This window comes from Micromonospora sp. CA-248212, from assembly GCF_050948405.1.
Lineage (GTDB): Bacteria > Actinomycetota > Actinomycetes > Mycobacteriales > Micromonosporaceae > Micromonospora.
This window is the reverse complement of record NZ_CP192023.1, coordinates 4023201-4041849: the sequence shown is the minus strand read 5'-3', so window position 1 is coordinate 4041849 and position 18649 is coordinate 4023201. Positions and strand designations below refer to the sequence as shown.

Below are 18649 nucleotides of genomic sequence, written 5' to 3'. Positions count from 1 at the left end.
GTTGCTGCATCACGAGTGCAAATAACTGTGCTGCGCGGCCGGGACGACCAGTGCGCGGCCGTCCGGAGCCTGCTGGATGACGTCACCGACGGTGGCGGCGCTCTGCTGCTGCACGGCGAGCCGGGGTCGGGTCGGACCGCGCTGATCTCCTACGCGCACCGGTACGCGAAGGACTGCGCGGTCCTGGCCGCGACCGGGCTGCCAGAGGAGGCGATGCTGCCGTACGCCGGCCTGCAACGCCTGCTCGACCCGGTGCGCGACCGCGCGACCGCCCTGCCCGAGGAGCGCCGCCGCCTGCTGTACCGGGTCATGGACGGGGAGGGCTGCCCACCCGAGCGCCGGCTGGCCCTGTCGGTGGCCGTCCTCGGGCTGCTCGCCGCGACCGCCCGGGAGCGTCCGCTGCTCGCCACCATGGACGACGTGGACCGGGGCGACCCGCAGACCACGCAGGTGCTCGCGGTCGTTGCCCGCCGGCTGCGGCAGCTGCCGGTCGTCGTCCTGCTCACCGCGGACGCCACCGCCACCGTCGACGGACTCGTGACCCACCGACTGGCCCCGCTGAACGAGCGGGACTGCATCGCCGTCCTCACCGACCGACTGTCCGAGCGGCCCGCCGCTCCGGTCGCCGCCATGCTCGCCGAGGTCGGCGGCGGCAACCCGCAGGCGCTCGTGGACCTCGCCGACGTACTCACCCCGGCGCAGTGGCGCGGGGAGGAACCGCTTCCGGTCGCGCCGCCGGCCGACGGCGCGCTGGGGCGCTCCTACCGGGCCCGTCTCGACCGGCTGCCGCCGGACACGCGTCGGATGCTGCTGCTCGCCGCGCTCGACGAGTCGGACGACGCGGCGACCCTGGTCCGCGCGGCCGACGCCGCCGGCATGGTCATCGAGGCGCTCGCCCCGGCCGAGGCCGCCGGGCTGGTCCGCGTCGATTCGGCAGGCGTCACCTTCGCCCAGCCCCTGGCCCGCGCGATGGTGGCGGCCGCCGCCCCGCTCGCGCAGCGCCGGGCCGCACACCGGCTGCTCGCGGGCGTACTCGATCCGCTCGGCCAGCGGTTACGCCGGGCGATGCACCTCGCCGACGCGACCGCGGGCGCCGATCCGGCCCTCGCCGCCGAGTTGGAGCGGGCGGCGGCCGGTGGGCGCAACGGCTGGGCCGTTGCGTCGGCGGCGCTGTGCCGGGCCGCCGCGCTCAGCGACCGCCCCGACGACGCCGCCGCCCGCCTGCTCGCGGCTGCCCGCTACGCCTGGGCCGGCGGACAACCCGGCCAGGCCCGCCTGCTGCTCGACCGTCTCCGCGCGACCTGCGCGGACCCGCTCGTCGAGGGCGAGGCCGGGCTGTTGCGCGGCGAGATCGACCTGCGCTGCGACGACGCGCCCGGCGCGGCGGCCACCCTGCTGTCCGCCGCGCGGACGGTGGCCGCCGCCGACCGCGCCCGAGCCATGCAGGGGCTCGCGCGCGCCGGTGAGGCCGTCTGCTTCGCCGGCGACCAGTACCGGTACACGGAGGTCGGCCGGCGTGCCGACGCGCTCCGCCGGCGTGACGACCCGCCGGCCGTGGAGTTGACCGGATGCCTCGTCACCGGGGTGGCGGCCACGCTGCGCGGCGATCACGAGCGAGCCGGGCCCGCGCTGCGGCGGGCCGTCGTGCTGGGTGGCCGCCTCGCCGGGCCGGAGCTGACCCCGACCGCGCTCGCCTGCGCGGCGGCGGCCGGACTGGTGGTGGCCGTGGACGGCGCCGCGCACCGCCTCGCCGAACGCGCCGTCGGGTTGGCGCGCGAGCACGGCGAGCTGTCCATGCTGTCCCGCGCGTTGGAGCTGCGGGCGGTCGCCGAGTACTGGCTGGGCCGGCACGAGACGGCCGCCGAGACCTCCCGCGAAGGGCTGCGGGTGGCGCGGGCCACCGGGCAGTTCAACTGCGCCGACGTCCACCTGGGGATGCTCGCCGTGCTGGCCGCCGTACGCGCCGACCGCGAGAGCAGCCTGCGGCGGATCCGGGAGATTGGTACGACGTCGACACCGGGCAGCCGACCGCACGCGCTCGCCGGCTGGGCGCTGGCCGTGCTGGACCTCGTCGACGGTCGGCACGCCGAGGCGGCGACCCGCCTCGCGTCCCTGGCCCGGCTCGGTACCGGTCGGGGCCAGGTGCTCGTCCAGGTGATGGCCACCCCGTACCTGGTGGAGGCCGCCGCGCACCTGCCGCACCGGCCGGCGGCGACCGCCGCCCTCGCCGCCTTCGACAGGTGGGCGAGCAGCACCGCGAGCCCGCTGCGCCGGGCGCTGTCGGCCCGGTGCCACGCGCTGTTGGCGACCCGGGGCGGCGTCGAGTCCGAGCGCGAGTTCCGGACGGCGCTGCGGTTGCACCCGACGGAGGCCGGCGTGTTCGAACGGGCCCGGACCGAGCTGCTCTTCGGCCAGGACCTGCGGCGCAGCCGGCGACCACGGGACGCCCGGGAGCACCTGCACCGCGCCCGGGAGGCGTTCACCCTGCTCGGGGTCGGTCGCTGGGCCGAGCTGGCCACGGCCGAGCTGCGCGCCGCCGGGGAGTCGGTCGGGCCGCCGGATCTGCCGGCGGCCCGACTGCTGACCGGTCAACAGCTCCGGATCGCCCGACTCGTCGCCGAGGGTGCCACCAACCGGGAGATCGCCGCCCGGATGTTCCTGTCCACCCGGACGGTCGACCACCACCTGCGCAACGTCTTCCACCGGCTCGGGATCCGCTCCCGCACCGAGCTGGCCCGCGCGTTCGCCACCGAACAGCACGCCGGTCTCGCCTCCGAACGCTGAGCGCCGCCACGGCGTCATCGGGTCTGGACGGCGTTAACTATCACCGCTAGTTTGTGCGTCAGGCACCCTCCAGCACTAAGGACACCCGCATGCGCGTCTTCACCTCCGTCGACGAGCTGACCGCCGCGGTCGGCGAGACCCTCGGCCCCGGCCCCTGGCAGCGGATCGAGCAGGACCGCGTGAACCTGTTCGCCGACGCGACCGACGACCACCAGTGGATCCACATCGACCCGGAACGCGCGGCGGCCGGACCCTTCGGCGCCCCGATCGCGCACGGCTTTCTCACGCTGTCGTTGGTGCCGGCCCTGGCCGGCCAGCTCTACCGCGTCGAGGGCGTCGCGATGGGCGTCAACTACGGGCTGAACCGGGTGCGCTTTCCCGCGCCGCTGCGGGTCGGCGCGGCCGTACGCGCCAGCGCGGTCATCGCCGAGGTGTCGCCGGTCAGCGGTGGGGTGCAGCTGGTCACGGCGGTGACGGTCAACAGCGATGGTGGCGACAAGCCCGTCTGCGTCGCCGAGACGGTGAGCCGCCTCTACCGTGCGGCGACCCGCTGAGCGGTCGGCCGTCGGTCGTATCGAACAGGCAGCCGGCGGCCGGCGGTGACCCCCGGTCACCTCGGTAGGGGCGGATGCCTCCTTGAGCGTGATGCCACAGAGTCATCTTGATGCCCCTGTGGCATCACGCTCAACAGCACATCGACACGGCGGTCAGCCACAGCGGACGATCAGCGCCCGGGGCGCCCCTAGTGCGCGTCGGAGCATGCCAAGCCAGGCACAAGGGCGCTAGCCTCGACATGGTGGCCCGGCGGTGTAGTAGCCGGCGGTGCCGCCATTGCCGTCCGCTATTGGGAGCACCGCCATGACGGCCCACGTCGACCCACGCTTCGGCGCCACCCTCCGGCAACTTAGTGAGCAGGCTGGCCTGTCCCTGCGGGCACTCGCCCAGCTCACCCACCGCGGCAAGAGCTGCCGCGACCTCGGACAGATCGTCGGCCGCCACGGCCCCGGCCACCCGATGCCGCCGCCACATGCTGCAAATAGGCACGACCTCCGACAGCTACCAGGGGTGACGGACGCTCCGCACCAGCGCGCACGGTCGGCGGCAGATCCGGATGCCGGATCAGGGCTTGTCCGTCGGCGTTGACGCCGCCCGACGATAATGGCGAGATGCTTGCGCCCAACGCCTGGTGGAACGCGATCGACCCGCAGTTACTGAAGCAGTTAGACGACTTGCTGTGCACGCGTCGACTGATCCAGGCGGTCGTCCTCCTGCGCCAGGAAGGCGGACTGCAACCGCCGCCCGGCCTGTACGAGGCGCAGGATCTTCTGATCGAGCGACGCGCCGAACTGGACCGGCAGGGTCTCCTCGAGCCCGAGCCACCGCCACCGACGACCGCGCAGCTGATCGAGAAGGCGGACGCCATCGCCGCACCAATCCTCGCCGTCGAAGCCTTTTGGGACGGCGACACACAGGGCTGGTTCGTCGTCCTGGTGGCGATCGTGAGCCGACCGGGCCGACACCACGACCGCTTCGATGAGGTGCCGTTGACGGTGCTACGACACGGCGGAGACATCCGCCTGTTCACCGGGCAGGTACCGCCGTGGCCGGAGGCACAACAGGCGATCGAGCAGGGCCAGGCTGTCGCGCGACATGCCGGCGTGCCGTTCCACTTCACCAACCCGGAAGCGCCGGACGTCGACCTGCCGCGCTGGTGGGACACACAACCCAGCTGACAGGCACACACCGCACCTTCGGCCGTCACCGGAGATCCGAGATACGGGCGGGACCGTGCACGCTCATCGGCAGATCCGGACGCTGGCGCGTCGACCACATGCCTCCGTATGCATGCTGGGGTGGCGTCCAATGGTCCGACCACCCGACTCCAGCCGCGCCCCTGAGCCACCCGTGCTTGCGAGGGCGGCGAGAAGCTCTTCTCGCCGCCCCCGCGTTCCTTGTCCGGGGCGTGTGTCAGGCGACCGTGCAGGCGGTGCCGTTGAGCGTGAAGGCGGTCGGCTTGCCGGCGTTGCCGGTGTGGGTGGCCTGGAAGCCGATGTCGACCGATGTGTTCGCGGCGATCGTGCCGTTGTAGGAGACGTTGCGGGCGGTCACCGCGCCGCTGGTCGGGGAGTAGTCCGCGTTCCAGCCCCCGGTGATGGTCTGTCCACTCGGCAGCGTGAACCCTAGGGCCCAGCCGTTTATCGCGCTGCTGCTCGTGTTGGTCACCGAGACGGCCGCGGTGAGCCCGTTGTTCCAGGCGTTGACCGTGTACGTGACCCGGCAGCCCGCCGCCGGCGGCGGCGTGGTGGGCGGGGGAGTGGTCGGCGGCGGGGTCGTCGGCGGGGGCGTGGTCGGCGGCGGCGTGGTCGGTGGGGGAGTCGTGGGCGGCGGGGTGGTCGGCGTGTCCCCGCCGATGCTGCCGGGAACCGCGCGCAGGGCGTCGTACCAGGCGACGGCCATCTTGCGGTAGCCCGTGGCGTTCGGGTGCACGCCGTCGGCCAGGTCGCTGAGCGTCAGCGCGCGGTACATGTCGACCAGGTGGACGCGCTTACCGGCCGCGGCCCGGGTCTGCACGATCCCCGGGATCGCCGCGTTGTAGCCCCGGACCACGTTGTCCGCGCCGGACTTCGGGATGATCGTCGCTACGAACACGTCCGCGTTCGGCGCGGTGTTGGTGATGCGGTCGACCAGGGTGGCCAGCCGGCCGGGCGCTCCGGAGGTGTCGCCGTACATGTCGTTGGTGCCGATGTGCAGCAGCACGGTGCGCGGGTTGGTGGCGCGCAGCCAGTTCACGATGTTGGCGTCGATCTGCGCGATGGTCCAACCGGAGTGGCCCTCGTGGTCGTGGTCACCGAGGCTGGACGGGCCGTTGAACATCGAGCCGACGAAGTCGATCCGGTAGCCGCCGGACGCGAACCGTTGCCAGAGTTCGATCCGGTAGCCACCCGCGACGTTGAAGCCGTCGGTGATCGAGTCGCCGAGGGGCATCACGCGTACCCCGCCGTTGGATTCGGCGCTCGCGGGCGCGGTCGCCACCGGTACGGCGGCGGTCATGGCCGCGACGGCGGCCAGCGCGGCCCACCACAGCCGGGCCCGGCGGGGCCTCGGGGTCGTCGCGGGCCTGTCGGGTGTCGGGGGTACGGGTTTACCAAGGGTCACAGGGCTCATGGGGCTTCCTCGGGTGATGGGACGACGACCAGGAACCCGGACGTCGGGATGTGCCCTTCACCCCGCCCGGACGCACCATAGCTTGTTATCGCTAACACCGGCAACGCATCGACCGCCGACCATGGGTACGGTCAACTCGCGAGCGTCGCGGCGAGCCAGCGCAGTTGCCGCCGGACGTGCAGGGCCTCGCCACTCTCGTGACCGTTGAACGGGTACACGTGCATCTCCCGCCGTGGCGCGTCGGGTCGGCCGGTCGCGGCGCCGTACTGGTTGTAGGCCGCGAAGCCGGTGCTCGGCGGGCACACGGTGTCGCGCAAACCGATGCCGAAGTGCGCCGGCGCGGTGGCCCGCCGGGCGAAGGTCACCCCGTCGACGTAGGACAGCGTGCGCCGGACCGCGGCCTCGGCCTCCCGGTGCACCGCCAGGTACCGGGCGATCTCACCGTACGGCGAGGCGTCGCTGAGCTCGATGGCGTGCTGGACGTCGCAGAGGAACGGCGCGGTGATCAGCGCCGCCGCGAGATCGTCGACCAGGCCGGCGACGGCCAGCGCCACGCCCCCGCCCTGGCTGTTGCCGAGCAGGGCGACCTGGCCCGCGTCCACTCCGGGCAGGGCGCGCACCGCCTCGACGGCCCGGACGGCGTCCGTGATCAGACGGCGGTAGTGGTAGTCGTACGGGTCGAGGATTCCCCAGGTCGCCGGCCAGGGCCCGCCGGGCGCGCCGTGCCGGTCGGCGGTGTCCCCGGCGGCGTACAGCCCGGACTGGCCCCGGTTGTCCATCAACAGGTGCGCGTACCCGGCCGCCGGCCAGACCAGCCGCTCGTGTGGCAGACCACGGCCGCGCCCGTAGCCGGCGTACTCCACCACGGCGGGCAGCGGTCCGGGTACGCCCGCCGGGCGGGTGAACCAGGCCCGTACCTCGTCGCCGTCGAAGCCGGCGAACGTGACGTCCCAGGTGTCGAGCACGCGCAGGTCGGTGGGCTCGGGACGGACGTCGACGAGTACCGGCCGGGCGGCGGCAGCGGCGAGGGTGTCACCCCAGAACCGGTCGAAGTCCTCCGGCTCGGTGACGGTGGGGGAGTATCGCTCGAGCTCGTCGAGGCGCACAGCGGCGTCGGGCACGGGTCCTCGCAGGGTCAGCGGGGTGGGGCGGGGGGCGCGGTGCTCTCCCGGACGACCAGCTCGGTCACCAGGTCGATCCGGCTGGTCGCCGGCTCGGTGCCGGCGGACAGGTCGAGCAGCATCTGGGTGGCGATGCCGGCCATGTCGCGCAGCGGCTGGTTGATCGTCGTGAGGGGCGGGTCCGTCCAGGTGGCGAGCGGCAGGTTGTCGTACCCGATCACCGAAAGGTCCTCGGGGACGCGCAGGCCGCACCGGCGTGCGGCCCGGAGCACCCCCATCGCCTGGATGTCCGAACCGGCGAAGATCGCGGTGGGTCGGTCCGGTCGTTGCAGCAGTTGGAGGCCGTGGGTGTGCCCGGTGCCGGCGGAGAAGCTGCCGAAGCGGACCAGCTCGCGGTCGAGGGTCAACCCGGCCTCGTCGTGCGCGGACTGGAAGCCGGCCGCCCGGGCCCGGCTGCAGAGCATGTCGGGCGGCCCGGAGATGACCGCGATCCGCTGGTGTCCCAGCTCGATCAGGTGCCGGGCGGCGAGCAGGCCGCCGTTGAAGTTGTTCGAGCCGACCGTGGGCACGGACGCCGAGGTCGCGCTGTCGGTGTCGATCACGACGAACGGTACGCCCTGACGCCGCAGGAGCTGCTGTTGCGCGTCGCTGAGGTGACAGAGGACGAACAGCACGCCCAGCGGACGCTGACCCAGCAGGGTGTCGAGCCATCGCGACGCCGGGCGGTGCGCGCCGCCGAGCTGGGATACGGCGAGACTGATCCCGGCGACGCTCGTCACCGCCTCGACCCCGCGCATCACCTCCATCGCCCAACCGGTGTCGAACTCGTGGAAGACGAGGTCGATCCGACGGGTGGCGGAGGATGAACGCCGGCTGCGGCGCTGGTACTGGTGGCGGTCGAGACTCGCCTCGACCCGGGCTCTGGTGCCGGGGGAGACGTCCTCGCGGCCATTGAGGACCTTGGAGACCGTCGCGACCGACACTCCGACGTCGTGGGCGATCGTCGCGATGGTGGTGGTGGAGCCGGGTGGGCCGAGCGGGTGGTGCTCTGTCATCGCAGCCTCATACCGCATCCGAAAGTTTCGGAGGACACTAACACGATCAGCCGACGATTCCCGTCGATGCAGCTGAGCGCGCTGGTAGGCATCCCACGACACATCGAAACTCTTGACAGGTCCAGGCGGCGGACTTAGGTTGCCGAAAAGGTTGCTCTGGTTTCCGGAAAGTTTCGGATTGTGGAACCGCGCGCCACCAACCGGTCCCACGACGGCGCGGTTCGTGGCCGGAGCTAAGGGGTCTCGGCATGAGAAGTCAGCAGCCCGTCGACAGCGAATCGGCGTCGCGCGACGCCGCACCGTGGCGCGACACCCGGCTGTCGCCGGCCGACCGGGCCGAGGCGCTGCTCGCGGTGATGTCCGTCGAGGAGAAGGTCGCCCAGCTCTTCGGGGTCTGGGTCGGCGCCGACGCGTCCGGCCAGGGCGTCGCGCCGCACCAGTCCGACATGGTCGCCAACACCCCGTCGTGGGACACGATCATCCGGTACGGCCTGGGTCAGCTCACCCGCCCGTTCGGCACCGCGCCGGTCGACCCGGTGCTCGGCGCCCGTTCGCTCGCCGCCTCCCAGGAACAGATCGTGGCCGCCAGCCGGTTCGGCATCCCGGCCCAGGTGCACGAGGAGTGCCTGACCGGGTTCGCGGCCTTCAAGGCCACCGTCTACCCGACCCCACTGGGCTGGGGCGCCTCGTTCCACCCCGAGCTGGTCGAGGAGATGGCCGGTCGGATCGGCGCGTCGATGCGCGCCGCCGGCGTACACCAGGGGCTCGCGCCCGTCCTCGACGTCACCCGCGACTACCGCTGGGGCCGCACCGAGGAGACGATCGGGGAGGACCCGTACCTGGTCGGAACGACCGGCGCGGCGTACGTGCGGGGCCTGGAGAACGCCGGCCTCGTCGCCACCCTGAAGCACTTCGCCGGCTACTCGGCCTCCCGGGGCGGACGCAACCTCGCCCCGGTGTCGATGGGCCGCCGCGAACTGGCCGACCACATCCTGCCGCCGTTCGAGATGGCGCTGCGGCTCGGCGGGGCACGGTCGGTGATGAACTCGTACGCCGAGATCGACGGCATGCCCGCCGCCGCCGACGAGCACCTGCTGACCGGGCTGCTGCGCGACGAGTGGGGCTTCAGCGGCATCGTGGTCGCCGACTACTTCGCCGTACGGTTCCTCGAGACCCTGCACGGTGTCGCCGCTGATGCCGTCGACGCCGCCCGCCTCGCCCTGCGCGCCGGCATCGACGTGGAACTGCCCACCGTGGACGCTTTCGGTGACGCGCTGGTCCAGGCGGTGCACGCCGGCGAGGTCGACGCGGCGCTGATCGACCGGGCGGTGCGCCGGGTGCTCATCCAGAAGATCGACATCGGCCTGCTCGACGAGGACTGGCGGGCCCTGCCCGACGACGTCGCGGCCCTGCGCCTCGACGACGAGGCCAGCCGGGACGTCGCCGTACGCCTGGCCCGCGAGTCCGTCGTGCTGCTGCGCAACACCGGCGTGCTGCCGCTGCCCGTCGCGACCCGGGTCGCCCTGGTGGGTCCGCTCGCCGACGACCCGATGGCGATGCTCGGCTGCTACACGTTCCCCAACCACGTCGGCGTCAACCACCCCGACCACGGCCTCGGGGTGGAGATCCGCACGTTGCGCGACGAGCTGGCCCGCCGCGTCCCGCTGCTGGTCCACGAGCCGGGCTGCGCCGTCACCGGCGAGGACGCGTCCGGCATCCCGGCGGCGGTCACCGCGGCGACCAACGCGGACGTGTGCGTGCTCGCCGTCGGGGACCGGGCGGGGATGTTCGGCCGGGGCACCTCCGGCGAGGGCTGCGACGCCGCCGACCTGCGGCTGCCCGGCGTGCAGGCGGACCTGGTCCGGGCCGTTCTCGCCACCGGTACCCCGGTGGTGCTGGTGCTGCTGACCGGTCGCCCGTACGCGCTCGGCCCGGAGTTCGACCCGGCGGCGGCCGTGGTGCAGGCGTTCTTCCCCGGCCAACTCGGCGGGCAGGCGCTCGCGGAGGTGCTCACCGGCGCGGTGAACCCGTCCGGGCGGCTGCCGGTCAGCGTGCCCCGTGACGCGGGTGGGCTGCCGGGCACCTACCTGTCGCCGCCGCTCGGGCGTCGCAACAAGGTGTCCTCGATCGACCCGACCCCGGCGTACCCGTTCGGTCACGGCCTGAGCTACACCACCTTCGAGTGGTCCGACGCGACCGTCGTGGGTGCGACGCGGGACGAACCAACCCCCTGGGCGGTGGACGGCGAGGTCCAGGTGCGCGTCACCGTCGGGAACACCGGTGACCGGGCCGGCACCGAGGTGGTGCAGCTCTACCTGCACGACCCGGTGGCGCAGACCACCCGGCCGGTGCACCGGCTGGTCGGCTTCGCCCGGGTGCCGCTGGAGCCCGGAGCGCGGGCGCACGTCACCTTCGGCGTACCCGCCGACGTCACGTCGTTCACCGGTCGGTCCGGCCGGCGGGTGGTCGAGCCCGGCGCGGTCGAGCTGCGGTTCGGGCGCTCCAGCGCGGAGATCGAGGACGCCCTGCCGCTGCGGCTCACCGGTGCCGAGCGCGAGGTCGGGCACGAGCGGGACCTACTCACGTCGGTGCGGATCGAGCCGCTCGTGGCCGTTCCGCACTCCGCATAGGAGGCGAGGATGACATCCGAGACGTTACGACCCCCGCCGCCGGCGCCACCCGGCGACGCGGTGGAGGCCACCGTCCCCGCCCCGCGCGCACCCCGTCGGCGTCGCACCTGGCGACAGGCGCTGCGCCGGGACTGGCAGCTCTACTCGCTGGCCGTCCTGCCGCTGCTCTTCTTCCTGGTTTTCCGCTACCTCCCGATGATCGGGAACATCATCGCGTTCCGCCGGTTCAAGCCGGGCGGGAGCATCTTCGGTGAGTACTGGGTCGGGCTGCGCTACTTCCGGATGTTCCTGGCCGACCCGACGTTCTGGGACGTCTTCACCAACACGCTGGTGCTCGGGACGCTGACGCTGCTGTTCTGCTTCCCACTGCCGATCATCCTCGCGCTGCTGCTCAACGAGGTACGCGCCCGACGGCTGCGGCGGTTCGTGCAGTCCGTGTCCTACCTGCCGCACTTCCTGTCGATCGTGATCGTCGCGGCGATGGTCATGCAGCTGACCTCCGTCGACGGGACCGTCAACCAGATCGTGCAGGCCACCGGCGGCGACGCGGTGCCGTTCCTGCAACGCGCCGAATGGTTCCGGACGATCTACGTGTCGTCCGAGGTCTGGCAGACGGTCGGCTGGGGCACCATCCTCTACCTCGCCGCGCTCACCACCGTCGACGACGACCTGTACGAGGCGGCCCGGATCGACGGGGCCAACCGCTGGCGGCAGACCTGGCACGTCACGCTCCCGGGCATCCGACCCACCATGGTCACATTGCTGATCCTCAACATCGGCACCTTCATGGCGGTCGGTTTCGAGAAGATCCTGCTGCTGTACAACCCGCTGACCTACCCGACCGCCGACGTGCTCTCCACGTACCTGTTCCGGATGGGCTTCGGGTCCAGCAACTTCAGCTACGCCGCCGCCATCGGGCTGTTCGAGGCGGTCATCGGGCTCACGCTGGTCCTGACGGCGAACCTGATCGCCCGGCGTACGGTGGGGACGAGCCTGTGGTGACCGTCGACGCCACCGACCCGGCCCAGGTGAGCGACCTGCCCGCCCGCGTCGGACCCCGCGGTATCCGGCCCACCCGGGGCTACCGCGTGTTCCAGGCGTGCAACGCGGTCGTGCTCACCATCGTGGTGGTGGTGACCCTGTTTCCGTTCATCAACGTCCTGGCCCGCTCGCTCAGCGACGAGGGGTACATCATCGCCGGGCAGGTCAACCTCGTGCCGCGCGGGTTCAACCTGGACACCTACCGGCTCGTGCTGAACGACTCGCTGTTCTGGACCAACTACCGCAACACCGTCTTCTACACCGTCGTCGCCACGACCATCTCGATCGTGCTGACCACCTGCTACGCCTACGTGCTGTCCAAGAAACACCTCCGGGGACGTACGGCGCTGATCGGCATCGCGGTCTTCACCATGTTCTTCACCGGCGGCCTGATCCCCAACTACGTGCTCGTCACCAGCCTGGGCATGAAGAACACCGTGTGGGCCATCGCGGTGCCCAACGCGATCAACGTGTTCAACCTGCTGGTGATGAAGGCGTTCTTCGAGTCGCTACCCACCGACCTGGAGGAGGCCGCCGCCGTCGACGGGCTCAACACGTACGGCATCCTGCTGCGCATCGTGCTGCCCCTGTCGAAGGCGATCGTCGCCACGATGGTGCTGTTCTACGCCGTGGCCTTCTGGAACTCCTGGTTCGCCGCCTTCCTGTACATGGACCAGCAGGAGTTGTGGCCGGTGACCGTCTATCTGCGCAACCTGATCGCCGGGGCCACCGGCGCGGAGAACGTCGGTGCGATCGCCGAGGCCGACGAGGTGCAGGCCGAGGCGACGCTCAAGTCCGTGACGATCGTGCTCACGACCCTGCCCATCCTCCTGGTCTACCCCTTCGTCCAGCGGTACTTCGTTCGCGGCGTGATGCTCGGCGCCGTGAAGGGCTAGCCAGCACGTCCACCCTTTCCTCCACCGAACCCGAAAGGACCGCCATGCTCCACCGATCGTGGCGCCGCGTCGCGACAGCGGTAGCCGTGCTGCTCACGGCGACCAGCATCGCCGCCTGCAGTGATGACCCGTCCGACGCCAAGGACCTGTCGGAGAACAAAGCCGGTGCGATGTCCGACTACGGCATCGGCAAGCAGTTCAAGGCGAGCGAGCCGGTCTCCTTCTCCATCCTGTACAACAACCACCCGAACTACCCGCTGCGCGAGGACTGGCTCTTCTGGTCGGAGCTGAAGTCCCGGGCCAACGTCACCCTCACCCCGGTCGCCGTTCCGCTGAGCGACTACGAGCAGAAGCGCAGCCTGCTGATCGGCGCCGGTGACGCCCCGATGATCATCCCGAAGACGTACCCGGGGCAGGAGGACGCCTACGTGTCCTCGGGCGCGGTCCTGCCGGTCAGCGACTACCTGGACCTGATGCCGAACCTCCAGGACAAGATCTCGAAGTGGAACCTGAAGCCCGAGATCGACACCCGGCGTCAGGAGGACGGCAAGTTCTACCTGCTGCCCGGCCTGCACGAGAAGCCCTGGCAGGACTACTCGGTGGCCATCCGCACCGACATCCTCGACGAGCTGAAGCTCAGCCCCCCGAAGACCTGGGACGAGCTGTACACGGTGCTCAAGGCGATGAAGGCCAAGTACCCGGACGTCTACCCGTTCTCGGATCGGTGGAGCAAGCCCAACCCGGCCGGCAACCTGCTCAACATCCTGGCCGTGTCGTACGGACTCCAGGGCGCGGGCTGGAACTTCCAGCACACGAGCTGGGACGCCGACACCAAGAAGTTCGTCTACACCGGCGCGAGCGACAAGTACAAGCAGATGCTCCAGTACCTCAACAAGCTGGTGAAGGAGAAGCTGCTCGACCCGGAGAGCTTCACCCAGACCGACGACCAGGCCCGGCAGAAGCTCGCCAACGGCAAGTCCTTCGTGATCAGCGCCAACGCCCAGGCCGTGGTGAACGACTACCGGCCGGACCTGGCCAAGACCAACCCGAAGGCCAGGATCGCCAAGATTCCGCTGCCGATCGGGCCGGCCGGTGAGGTCAACCCGGCCAACCGGCTGGAGAACGGCGTGATGATCTCCTCGAAGGCCCGCGAGAGCAAGAACTTCGTGGCGATGATGCAGTTCATCGACTGGCTCTGGTACTCCGACGCCGGCCAGGAGTTCGCCAAGTGGGGCGTCGAGGGCAAGACCTTCGTCCGGGACGGCGCCGGCATGCCCAAGCTCGCGCCCGACGTCAACGTCATCGGGCTCAACCCCACGGCCCCCAAGCACCTCCAGAAGGACTTCGGCTTCTACAACGGCGTCTTCGCGTACGGCGGCAAGCCGGAACTGGTGCAGGGCTTCTTCGCCCCGGAGGAGCAGGAGTTCCAGAAGGTCATGAACGCCCGGACGCCGGTCGTCGTGCCCCCGCCGCACCCGTTGAACGACGAGGAGCGGGAGCAGGCGTCCCTGTGGGAGACGCCGCTGAAGGACGCCGTCTACCAGGCGACCCTGCAGTTCGCGCTGGGCCAGCGGGACCTCGCCCAGTGGGACGCCTACCTGGCCGAGCTGAAGGGCAAGAACATGGACGCCTACCTGGACATGGTCAACAAGGCGTACGACCGCTACCAGAAGGACCATCGCTGAGGCGTCGGCCGGTCCGGTGACGCGCACCGGACCGGCCGACCTCGGCACCCCCGCGTGCGACCGACCGCCGGACCTGGGAGGAGATGGACAGTGAACGACGCCGCGCAGGCCGGGCGGCAGATCGGCGACGGACCCCTGTCCCGGTTCGCGTCCCGCGTCTACATCCTGCTCGTGGTCGAGGCGCTGCTCCTTCTCACCACGGTGCCCGCCCTGCTCCCGCTGCTGCTGCTCGACCGTGACCCCAGCAACCTGCCGCTGGTCGCGCTGCTGCTGACGCCGGTCGGACCGGCGGCCTCCGCCGCCCTGTACGCGCTGCGCCACCAGCGACCCGACCTGACCGACCTGCGGCCCGCCGCGCTGTTCTGGCGGGGCTACCGCGGCAACGCCGGGGGCGCGCTGCGGGTCTGGACGCCGACGCTGCTGTGGTTGACGGTGCTCGCGCTGAACCTCGCCTACCGTGACGCGATCGGCCTACCGAGCTGGTGGGTGGCCCCGCTGATCGCGGTCGCGGTCGGGGTGACCCTCTGCGCGCTCAACGCGCTGGTGATCACCTCGCTGTTCGAGTTCCGCACCCGTGACGTCCTACGCCTGGCCGTGCACTTCCTCGTCCGTACCCCCGGTGTCACCGCCGGCAACGCCCTGCTGCTCGCGGCGGCGGCCGGGATCACCGCGGTCTTCTCCGAGGCGGTGCCGGCGCTGCTCGCCTCGGTCCTGGCCCTCGGAATTCTCCGTGTCGCCGACCCGATGGTCCACCTGATCCGGAAGGAGTTCACCGCATGAGCCGCTCCACGACCGCCGAGGTGATCGTCACGCGGGGGGTCGCGTGAACGCCGACCTGGAGGATCCGGTGTTCGTGGCGGAGCCGCACGACGTCGAGGATCCCCGCGTACACCCCGCCTGGCTGCCACCGGAGGCGTTCCGGGCCCTCGGCGCGCGGCGCGTCCTCGTGCACGGCGACGGGCTGCTCGTCGACACCGTTCTCGACGAGGTGACGCGCGCCTGCACGCGCTACGGCGGACGGGTCTGGCACTCCCCGTCCTGGGACGTCGACGTCGACGTGGTGCTCGCCCTGCGCGGGGCGCCCGAGCTGCCCAGCACGGCGGTGCGGGCGGCCCGCGCGGCGGGGAGGCGGCGCTCGCCGACCTCGGCGAGACGCTCGGCGACGAGGGTTTCCTGCTGGCCCGCAGCGGTGAGACGACGGTCGTGCTGGCCGACGCGCCCGCCGGCCTCCTCTACGGGCTGTTCCACGTCGTACGGCTCTGTGCGGCGGCCTTCGACCCGGCCCGCCCACCCGAGCTGCACCGGCCCGCGCTGCGCCGCCGCATGCTCAACCACTGGGACAACGTGGCCGTGCACCCGGTGATGGGCCAGGTCGAACGGGGGTACGCGGGCGGCTCGATCTTCTGGGCCGGTGGCCGTCCGCGCGGGGACCTGGCCCGGATCCGGGAGTACGGGCGGCTGCTGGCGGCCAGCGGGATCAACGCCATCTCGGTGAACAACGTCAACGTGGGTCGGGCCGAGGCGCTGCTGCTCACCGACCGGCTCGGTGACGTGGCCCAGATCGCGGACGCGCTGCGCCCGTACGGCATCCGGGTGCACCTGTCGGTCACCTTCGCCGCGCCCCTGGTCCTCGGCGGACTGCCCACCGCCGACCCGTTCGACGAGGAGGTACGCGCCTGGTGGGCGGCCGCCACCCGGCGCGTCTACGAGCGCATCGACGATTTCGGCGGCTACCTGGTGAAGGCCGACTCCGAGGGGCAACCCGGCCCGTTCAGCTACGGGCGGGACCACGCCGATGGGGCGAACCTGCTCGCCGAGGCCCTCGCCCCGTACGGGGGAGTGGTGCACTGGCGGGCGTTCGTCTACAACCATCACCAGGACTGGCGGGACCGGTCCACCGACCGCGCCCGCGCCGCGTACGACCACTTCGCCCCACTCGACGGACGGTTCCGTACCAACGTGGTCCTGCAGGTGAAGTTCGGTCCGGTGGACTTCCAGACGCGCGAGCCGGTCTCGCCGGTGCTCGCCGCCATGCCGGCCACCCGGGTCGCGGTGGAGGTGCAGGTCACCCAGGAGTACACGGGGCAGCAGCGACACGTCTGTCACCTCGGCCCGTGCTGGGGCGAGGTGCTGAGCTTCGCGCCGTGGGGTCCCGGTGGGCGCACCATCGCCGACGTGGTCACCGGCGAGGCCGGCAAGGGCGGCGGTCTGGTCGCCGTCGCCAACACCGGCGACGACGCCTTCTGGACCGGGCATCCGCTGGCCCAGGCCAACCTCTACACGGTCGGCCGGCTCGCCTGGGACCCGCGGCTCGACCCGACGGCGGTCCTCGACGAGTGGATGACGCTGACGTTCCCGCCGTCGGCGACCGCCGACCCGGAGCTGGTCCGGCGGACGCTGCACGAGATCATGGACGACTCGTGGCGTACCTACGAGCGGTACACCGCCCCGCTGGGGGTCGGCTTCATGGTCCACCCCGGCGACCACTACGGCCCCGACGTCGACGGGTACGAGTACTCGCGGTGGGGCACCTACCACTTCGCCGACCGCGACGGCGTGGGCGTGGACCGCAGTCGCGCCACGGGCACCGGCTTCGCCGGCCAGTACCCGCCGTACTGGGCCGACGTGTACGAGTCGCCGGTGACCTGCCCGGACGAGCTGCTGCTCTTCTTCCACCACGTCCCGTACGACCACGTCCTGCACAGCGGGTCGACGGTCATCCAGCACATCTACGACACCCACTTCGCGGGCGTCGAGGAGGTGGCGGTGATGCGACGCCGGTGGCAGACCCTGAACGGGATGATCGACCCGGCCGTGTACGAGCGGGTGGCCGAGCGCCTCGACGAGCAGGTGCGCAGCGCCACCGAGTGGCGGGATCAGATCAACACGTACTTCTTCCGCAAGTCCGGGGTGCCCGACGCGCGGGGGCGGCGCATCCACTGATCCGGCCGGCCCGATCGGGCCGGCCGGAGCACCGGCGCCGGCGTGCTCACCAGGGATGTACGGTCCCGTCCTCCAGCCGGTTCACCGGCAGGTACGCGGGCGCGTACGGGTAGCGGGCCGCCGCCTCCTCGTCGATGTCGACGCCCAACCCGGGCGTCTCGGCGGGGTGCAGGTAGCCGTCGGCGAAGTGGTACCCGTGCGGGAACACCTCGTCGGTCTGCGCGGTGTGCCGCATGTACTCCTGCAGGCCGAAGTTGGGGATCGAGATGTCGAGCTGCAGCGCGGCGGCCATGCAGACGGGCGACAGGTCGGTGGCGCCGTGCGAGCCGCTGCGGACGTGGTGCAGCGCCGCGAGGTCGAAGATGCGCCGCAGGTGGGTGATCCCTCCGGCGTGCACCACCGTGGCCCGGATGTAGTCGATGAGCTGCTCGCGGATGAGCTGAGCGGCGTCGATGACGCTGTTGAACACCTCGCCCACGGCGATCGGCGTGGTGGTGTGCTGCCGGATCAGTCGGAAGCCCTCCTGCAGGTCGGCGGGGACCGGATCCTCCATCCAGGTCAGCGCGTACGGCTCCAGGCTGCGGCCGAGCCGGGCCGCCTCGATCGGCGTGAGCCGGTGGTGCACGTCGTGCAGCAGCCGCAGGTCGGGGCCGAACTCGTCGCGGACCCGCGCGAACACGCCCGGCACGTGTGACAGGTAGCGCTGCGTCGACCAGGTCGCCTCGCTGGGCAGGGCCGCGTCGGCCGGTTCGTAGAAGAGCTTGTCGGCGCTGACCCCGTACGTCTTGGGCAGGCCCGGCACACCGCACTGCACCCGTACCGCCCGGTAGCCGAGGTCGACGTAGCGGGCGACCTCGACCAGCACCTCCTCGACGGTCTCGCCGTTGGCGTGGCCGTACACGGTGACGCCCTCGCGGGACCGGCCGCCGAGCAGCTGGTAGACCGGCAGGCCCGCCACCTTGCCCTTGATGTCCCACAGGGCGGTGTCCACCGCGGCGATCGCGCTCATGGTGACCGGGCCGCGCCGCCAGTACGCGCCCTGGTACAGGTACTGCCAGGTGTCCTCGATCCGGGCCGGGTCCCGGCCGATCAGCAGCGGCGCCACGTGGTCGCGCAGGTACGACGCGACGGCCAGCTCCCGACCGTTGAGGGTGGCGTCACCGACGCCGGTGACGCCCTCGTCGGTGACGATCTTGAGGGTGACGAAGTTGCGGCCCGGACAGGTCACGATGACCCGGGCGTCGACGATCTTCACTCGATCTCCTTCGTGCCCGCGGGAGTCGGGTGAGGACGCTCGCAGGGGGTGCACGCGAGGACGGTCTGGTTATC

The 18649-nt window shown here is 71.6% G+C and carries 15 protein-coding genes; 9 read left to right on the top strand and 6 right to left on the bottom strand.

Annotated features, from left to right (window positions below; translation table 11 throughout):
- Positions 1-15: 15 nt before the first annotated feature.
- The 3 genes from ACQP03_RS19345 (at position 16) to ACQP03_RS19335 (ending at position 4517) form a co-directional block, all read left to right on the top strand.
- Positions 16-2784 (top strand): AAA family ATPase, encoded by a 2769-nt coding sequence (locus ACQP03_RS19345; protein WP_433457811.1) that lies wholly within the window; start codon positions 16-18, stop codon positions 2782-2784.
- 89 nt (positions 2785-2873) lie between these two features.
- Positions 2874-3338: a MaoC family dehydratase gene (locus ACQP03_RS19340; RefSeq protein ID WP_357134656.1), complete on the top strand. Its 465-nt coding sequence runs from the start codon at positions 2874-2876 to the stop codon at positions 3336-3338.
- Positions 3339-3950: 612 nt separating this feature from the next.
- The gene (locus ACQP03_RS19335; RefSeq protein WP_357134655.1) at positions 3951-4517 is read left to right on the top strand and encodes a hypothetical protein; all 567 of its coding nucleotides are present in this window, start codon (positions 3951-3953) and stop codon (positions 4515-4517) included.
- 235 nt (positions 4518-4752) lie between these two features.
- Here the strand turns inward: ACQP03_RS19335 and ACQP03_RS19330 are convergent, their stop codons facing one another.
- From ACQP03_RS19330 to ACQP03_RS19320, 3 genes are all read right to left on the bottom strand, one after another.
- Positions 4753-5949, bottom strand: coding sequence for a cellulose binding domain-containing protein (locus ACQP03_RS19330; RefSeq protein ID WP_433457808.1), 1197 nt, complete (start codon positions 5947-5949; stop codon positions 4753-4755).
- A gap of 131 nt (positions 5950-6080) precedes the next feature.
- On the bottom strand, positions 6081-7070 hold the full coding sequence (locus ACQP03_RS19325; RefSeq protein WP_357134654.1) for an acetylxylan esterase: 990 nt from the start codon (positions 7068-7070) through the stop codon (positions 6081-6083).
- A gap of 14 nt (positions 7071-7084) precedes the next feature.
- Positions 7085-8125, bottom strand: a complete 1041-nt coding sequence (locus ACQP03_RS19320) for a LacI family DNA-binding transcriptional regulator (protein WP_357134652.1) — start codon at positions 8123-8125, stop codon at positions 7085-7087.
- A 248-nt stretch (positions 8126-8373) separates the two neighbouring features.
- Here ACQP03_RS19320 and ACQP03_RS19315 point away from each other — a divergent pair, with 248 nt between their 5' ends.
- The 5 genes from ACQP03_RS19315 to ACQP03_RS19295 all read left to right on the top strand — a co-directional run bounded on the left by ACQP03_RS19315 (position 8374) and on the right by ACQP03_RS19295 (position 15157).
- Positions 8374-10755: a glycoside hydrolase family 3 N-terminal domain-containing protein gene (locus tag ACQP03_RS19315; RefSeq protein WP_433457805.1), complete on the top strand. Its 2382-nt coding sequence runs from the start codon at positions 8374-8376 to the stop codon at positions 10753-10755.
- 9 nt (positions 10756-10764) lie between these two features.
- Positions 10765-11757 (top strand): ABC transporter permease, encoded by a 993-nt coding sequence (locus ACQP03_RS19310; RefSeq protein ID WP_357134649.1) that lies wholly within the window; start codon positions 10765-10767, stop codon positions 11755-11757.
- Positions 11754-12692 carry a carbohydrate ABC transporter permease gene (locus ACQP03_RS19305; protein ID WP_357134647.1) on the top strand — a complete coding sequence of 313 codons (939 nt, stop codon included), beginning with the start codon at positions 11754-11756 and terminating at the stop codon, positions 12690-12692. The genes ACQP03_RS19310 and ACQP03_RS19305 overlap by 4 nt, the downstream gene beginning before the upstream one ends.
- A gap of 44 nt (positions 12693-12736) precedes the next feature.
- Complete coding sequence (locus ACQP03_RS19300) at positions 12737-14377, top strand: ABC transporter substrate-binding protein (RefSeq protein WP_357134645.1); 1641 nt, start codon at positions 12737-12739, stop codon at positions 14375-14377.
- Between the two features lie 90 nt (positions 14378-14467).
- Complete coding sequence (locus ACQP03_RS19295; RefSeq protein ID WP_357134644.1) at positions 14468-15157, top strand: hypothetical protein; 690 nt, start codon at positions 14468-14470, stop codon at positions 15155-15157.
- Here ACQP03_RS19295 and ACQP03_RS19290 read toward each other — a convergent pair.
- Both ACQP03_RS19290 and ACQP03_RS19285 read right to left on the bottom strand, forming a co-directional pair.
- Positions 15147-15407, bottom strand: coding sequence for a hypothetical protein (locus tag ACQP03_RS19290; protein WP_433457801.1), 261 nt, complete (start codon positions 15405-15407; stop codon positions 15147-15149). The two genes, ACQP03_RS19295 and ACQP03_RS19290, sit on opposite strands and share 11 nt — an antisense overlap.
- Positions 15386-15625, bottom strand: coding sequence for a hypothetical protein (locus ACQP03_RS19285; RefSeq protein ID WP_433457799.1), 240 nt, complete (start codon positions 15623-15625; stop codon positions 15386-15388). The genes ACQP03_RS19290 and ACQP03_RS19285 overlap by 22 nt, the downstream gene beginning before the upstream one ends.
- Between ACQP03_RS19285 and ACQP03_RS19280 the strand changes: the two genes are divergently transcribed.
- Positions 15581-17320: an alpha-glucuronidase gene (locus ACQP03_RS19280; protein WP_433457797.1), complete on the top strand. Its 1740-nt coding sequence runs from the start codon at positions 15581-15583 to the stop codon at positions 17318-17320. The two genes, ACQP03_RS19285 and ACQP03_RS19280, sit on opposite strands and share 45 nt — an antisense overlap.
- Before the next feature lie 46 nt (positions 17321-17366).
- Here ACQP03_RS19280 and manD read toward each other — a convergent pair whose 3' ends face one another.
- Positions 17367-18575, bottom strand: a complete 1209-nt coding sequence (gene manD / locus ACQP03_RS19275; RefSeq protein WP_357134640.1) for a D-mannonate dehydratase ManD — start codon at positions 18573-18575, stop codon at positions 17367-17369.
- Positions 18576-18649: the final 74 nt, after the last annotated feature.

Excerpts from the sequence above, each read along its gene's own strand:
- ACQP03_RS19330 (WP_433457808.1), bottom strand. The coding sequence starts at position 5,949 with ATGAGCCCTGTGACCCTTGGTAAACCCGTACCCCCGACACCCGACAGG.
- ACQP03_RS19340 (WP_357134656.1), top strand. The coding sequence starts at position 2,874 with ATGCGCGTCTTCACCTCCGTCGACGAGCTGACCGCCGCGGTCGGCGAG.
- ACQP03_RS19315 (WP_433457805.1), top strand. The coding sequence starts at position 8,374 with ATGAGAAGTCAGCAGCCCGTCGACAGCGAATCGGCGTCGCGCGACGCC.
- ACQP03_RS19335 (WP_357134655.1), top strand. The coding sequence starts at position 3,951 with ATGCTTGCGCCCAACGCCTGGTGGAACGCGATCGACCCGCAGTTACTG.
- ACQP03_RS19300 (WP_357134645.1), top strand. The coding sequence starts at position 12,737 with ATGCTCCACCGATCGTGGCGCCGCGTCGCGACAGCGGTAGCCGTGCTG.
- ACQP03_RS19320 (WP_357134652.1), bottom strand. The coding sequence starts at position 8,125 with ATGACAGAGCACCACCCGCTCGGCCCACCCGGCTCCACCACCACCATC.
- ACQP03_RS19310 (WP_357134649.1), top strand. The coding sequence starts at position 10,765 with ATGACATCCGAGACGTTACGACCCCCGCCGCCGGCGCCACCCGGCGAC.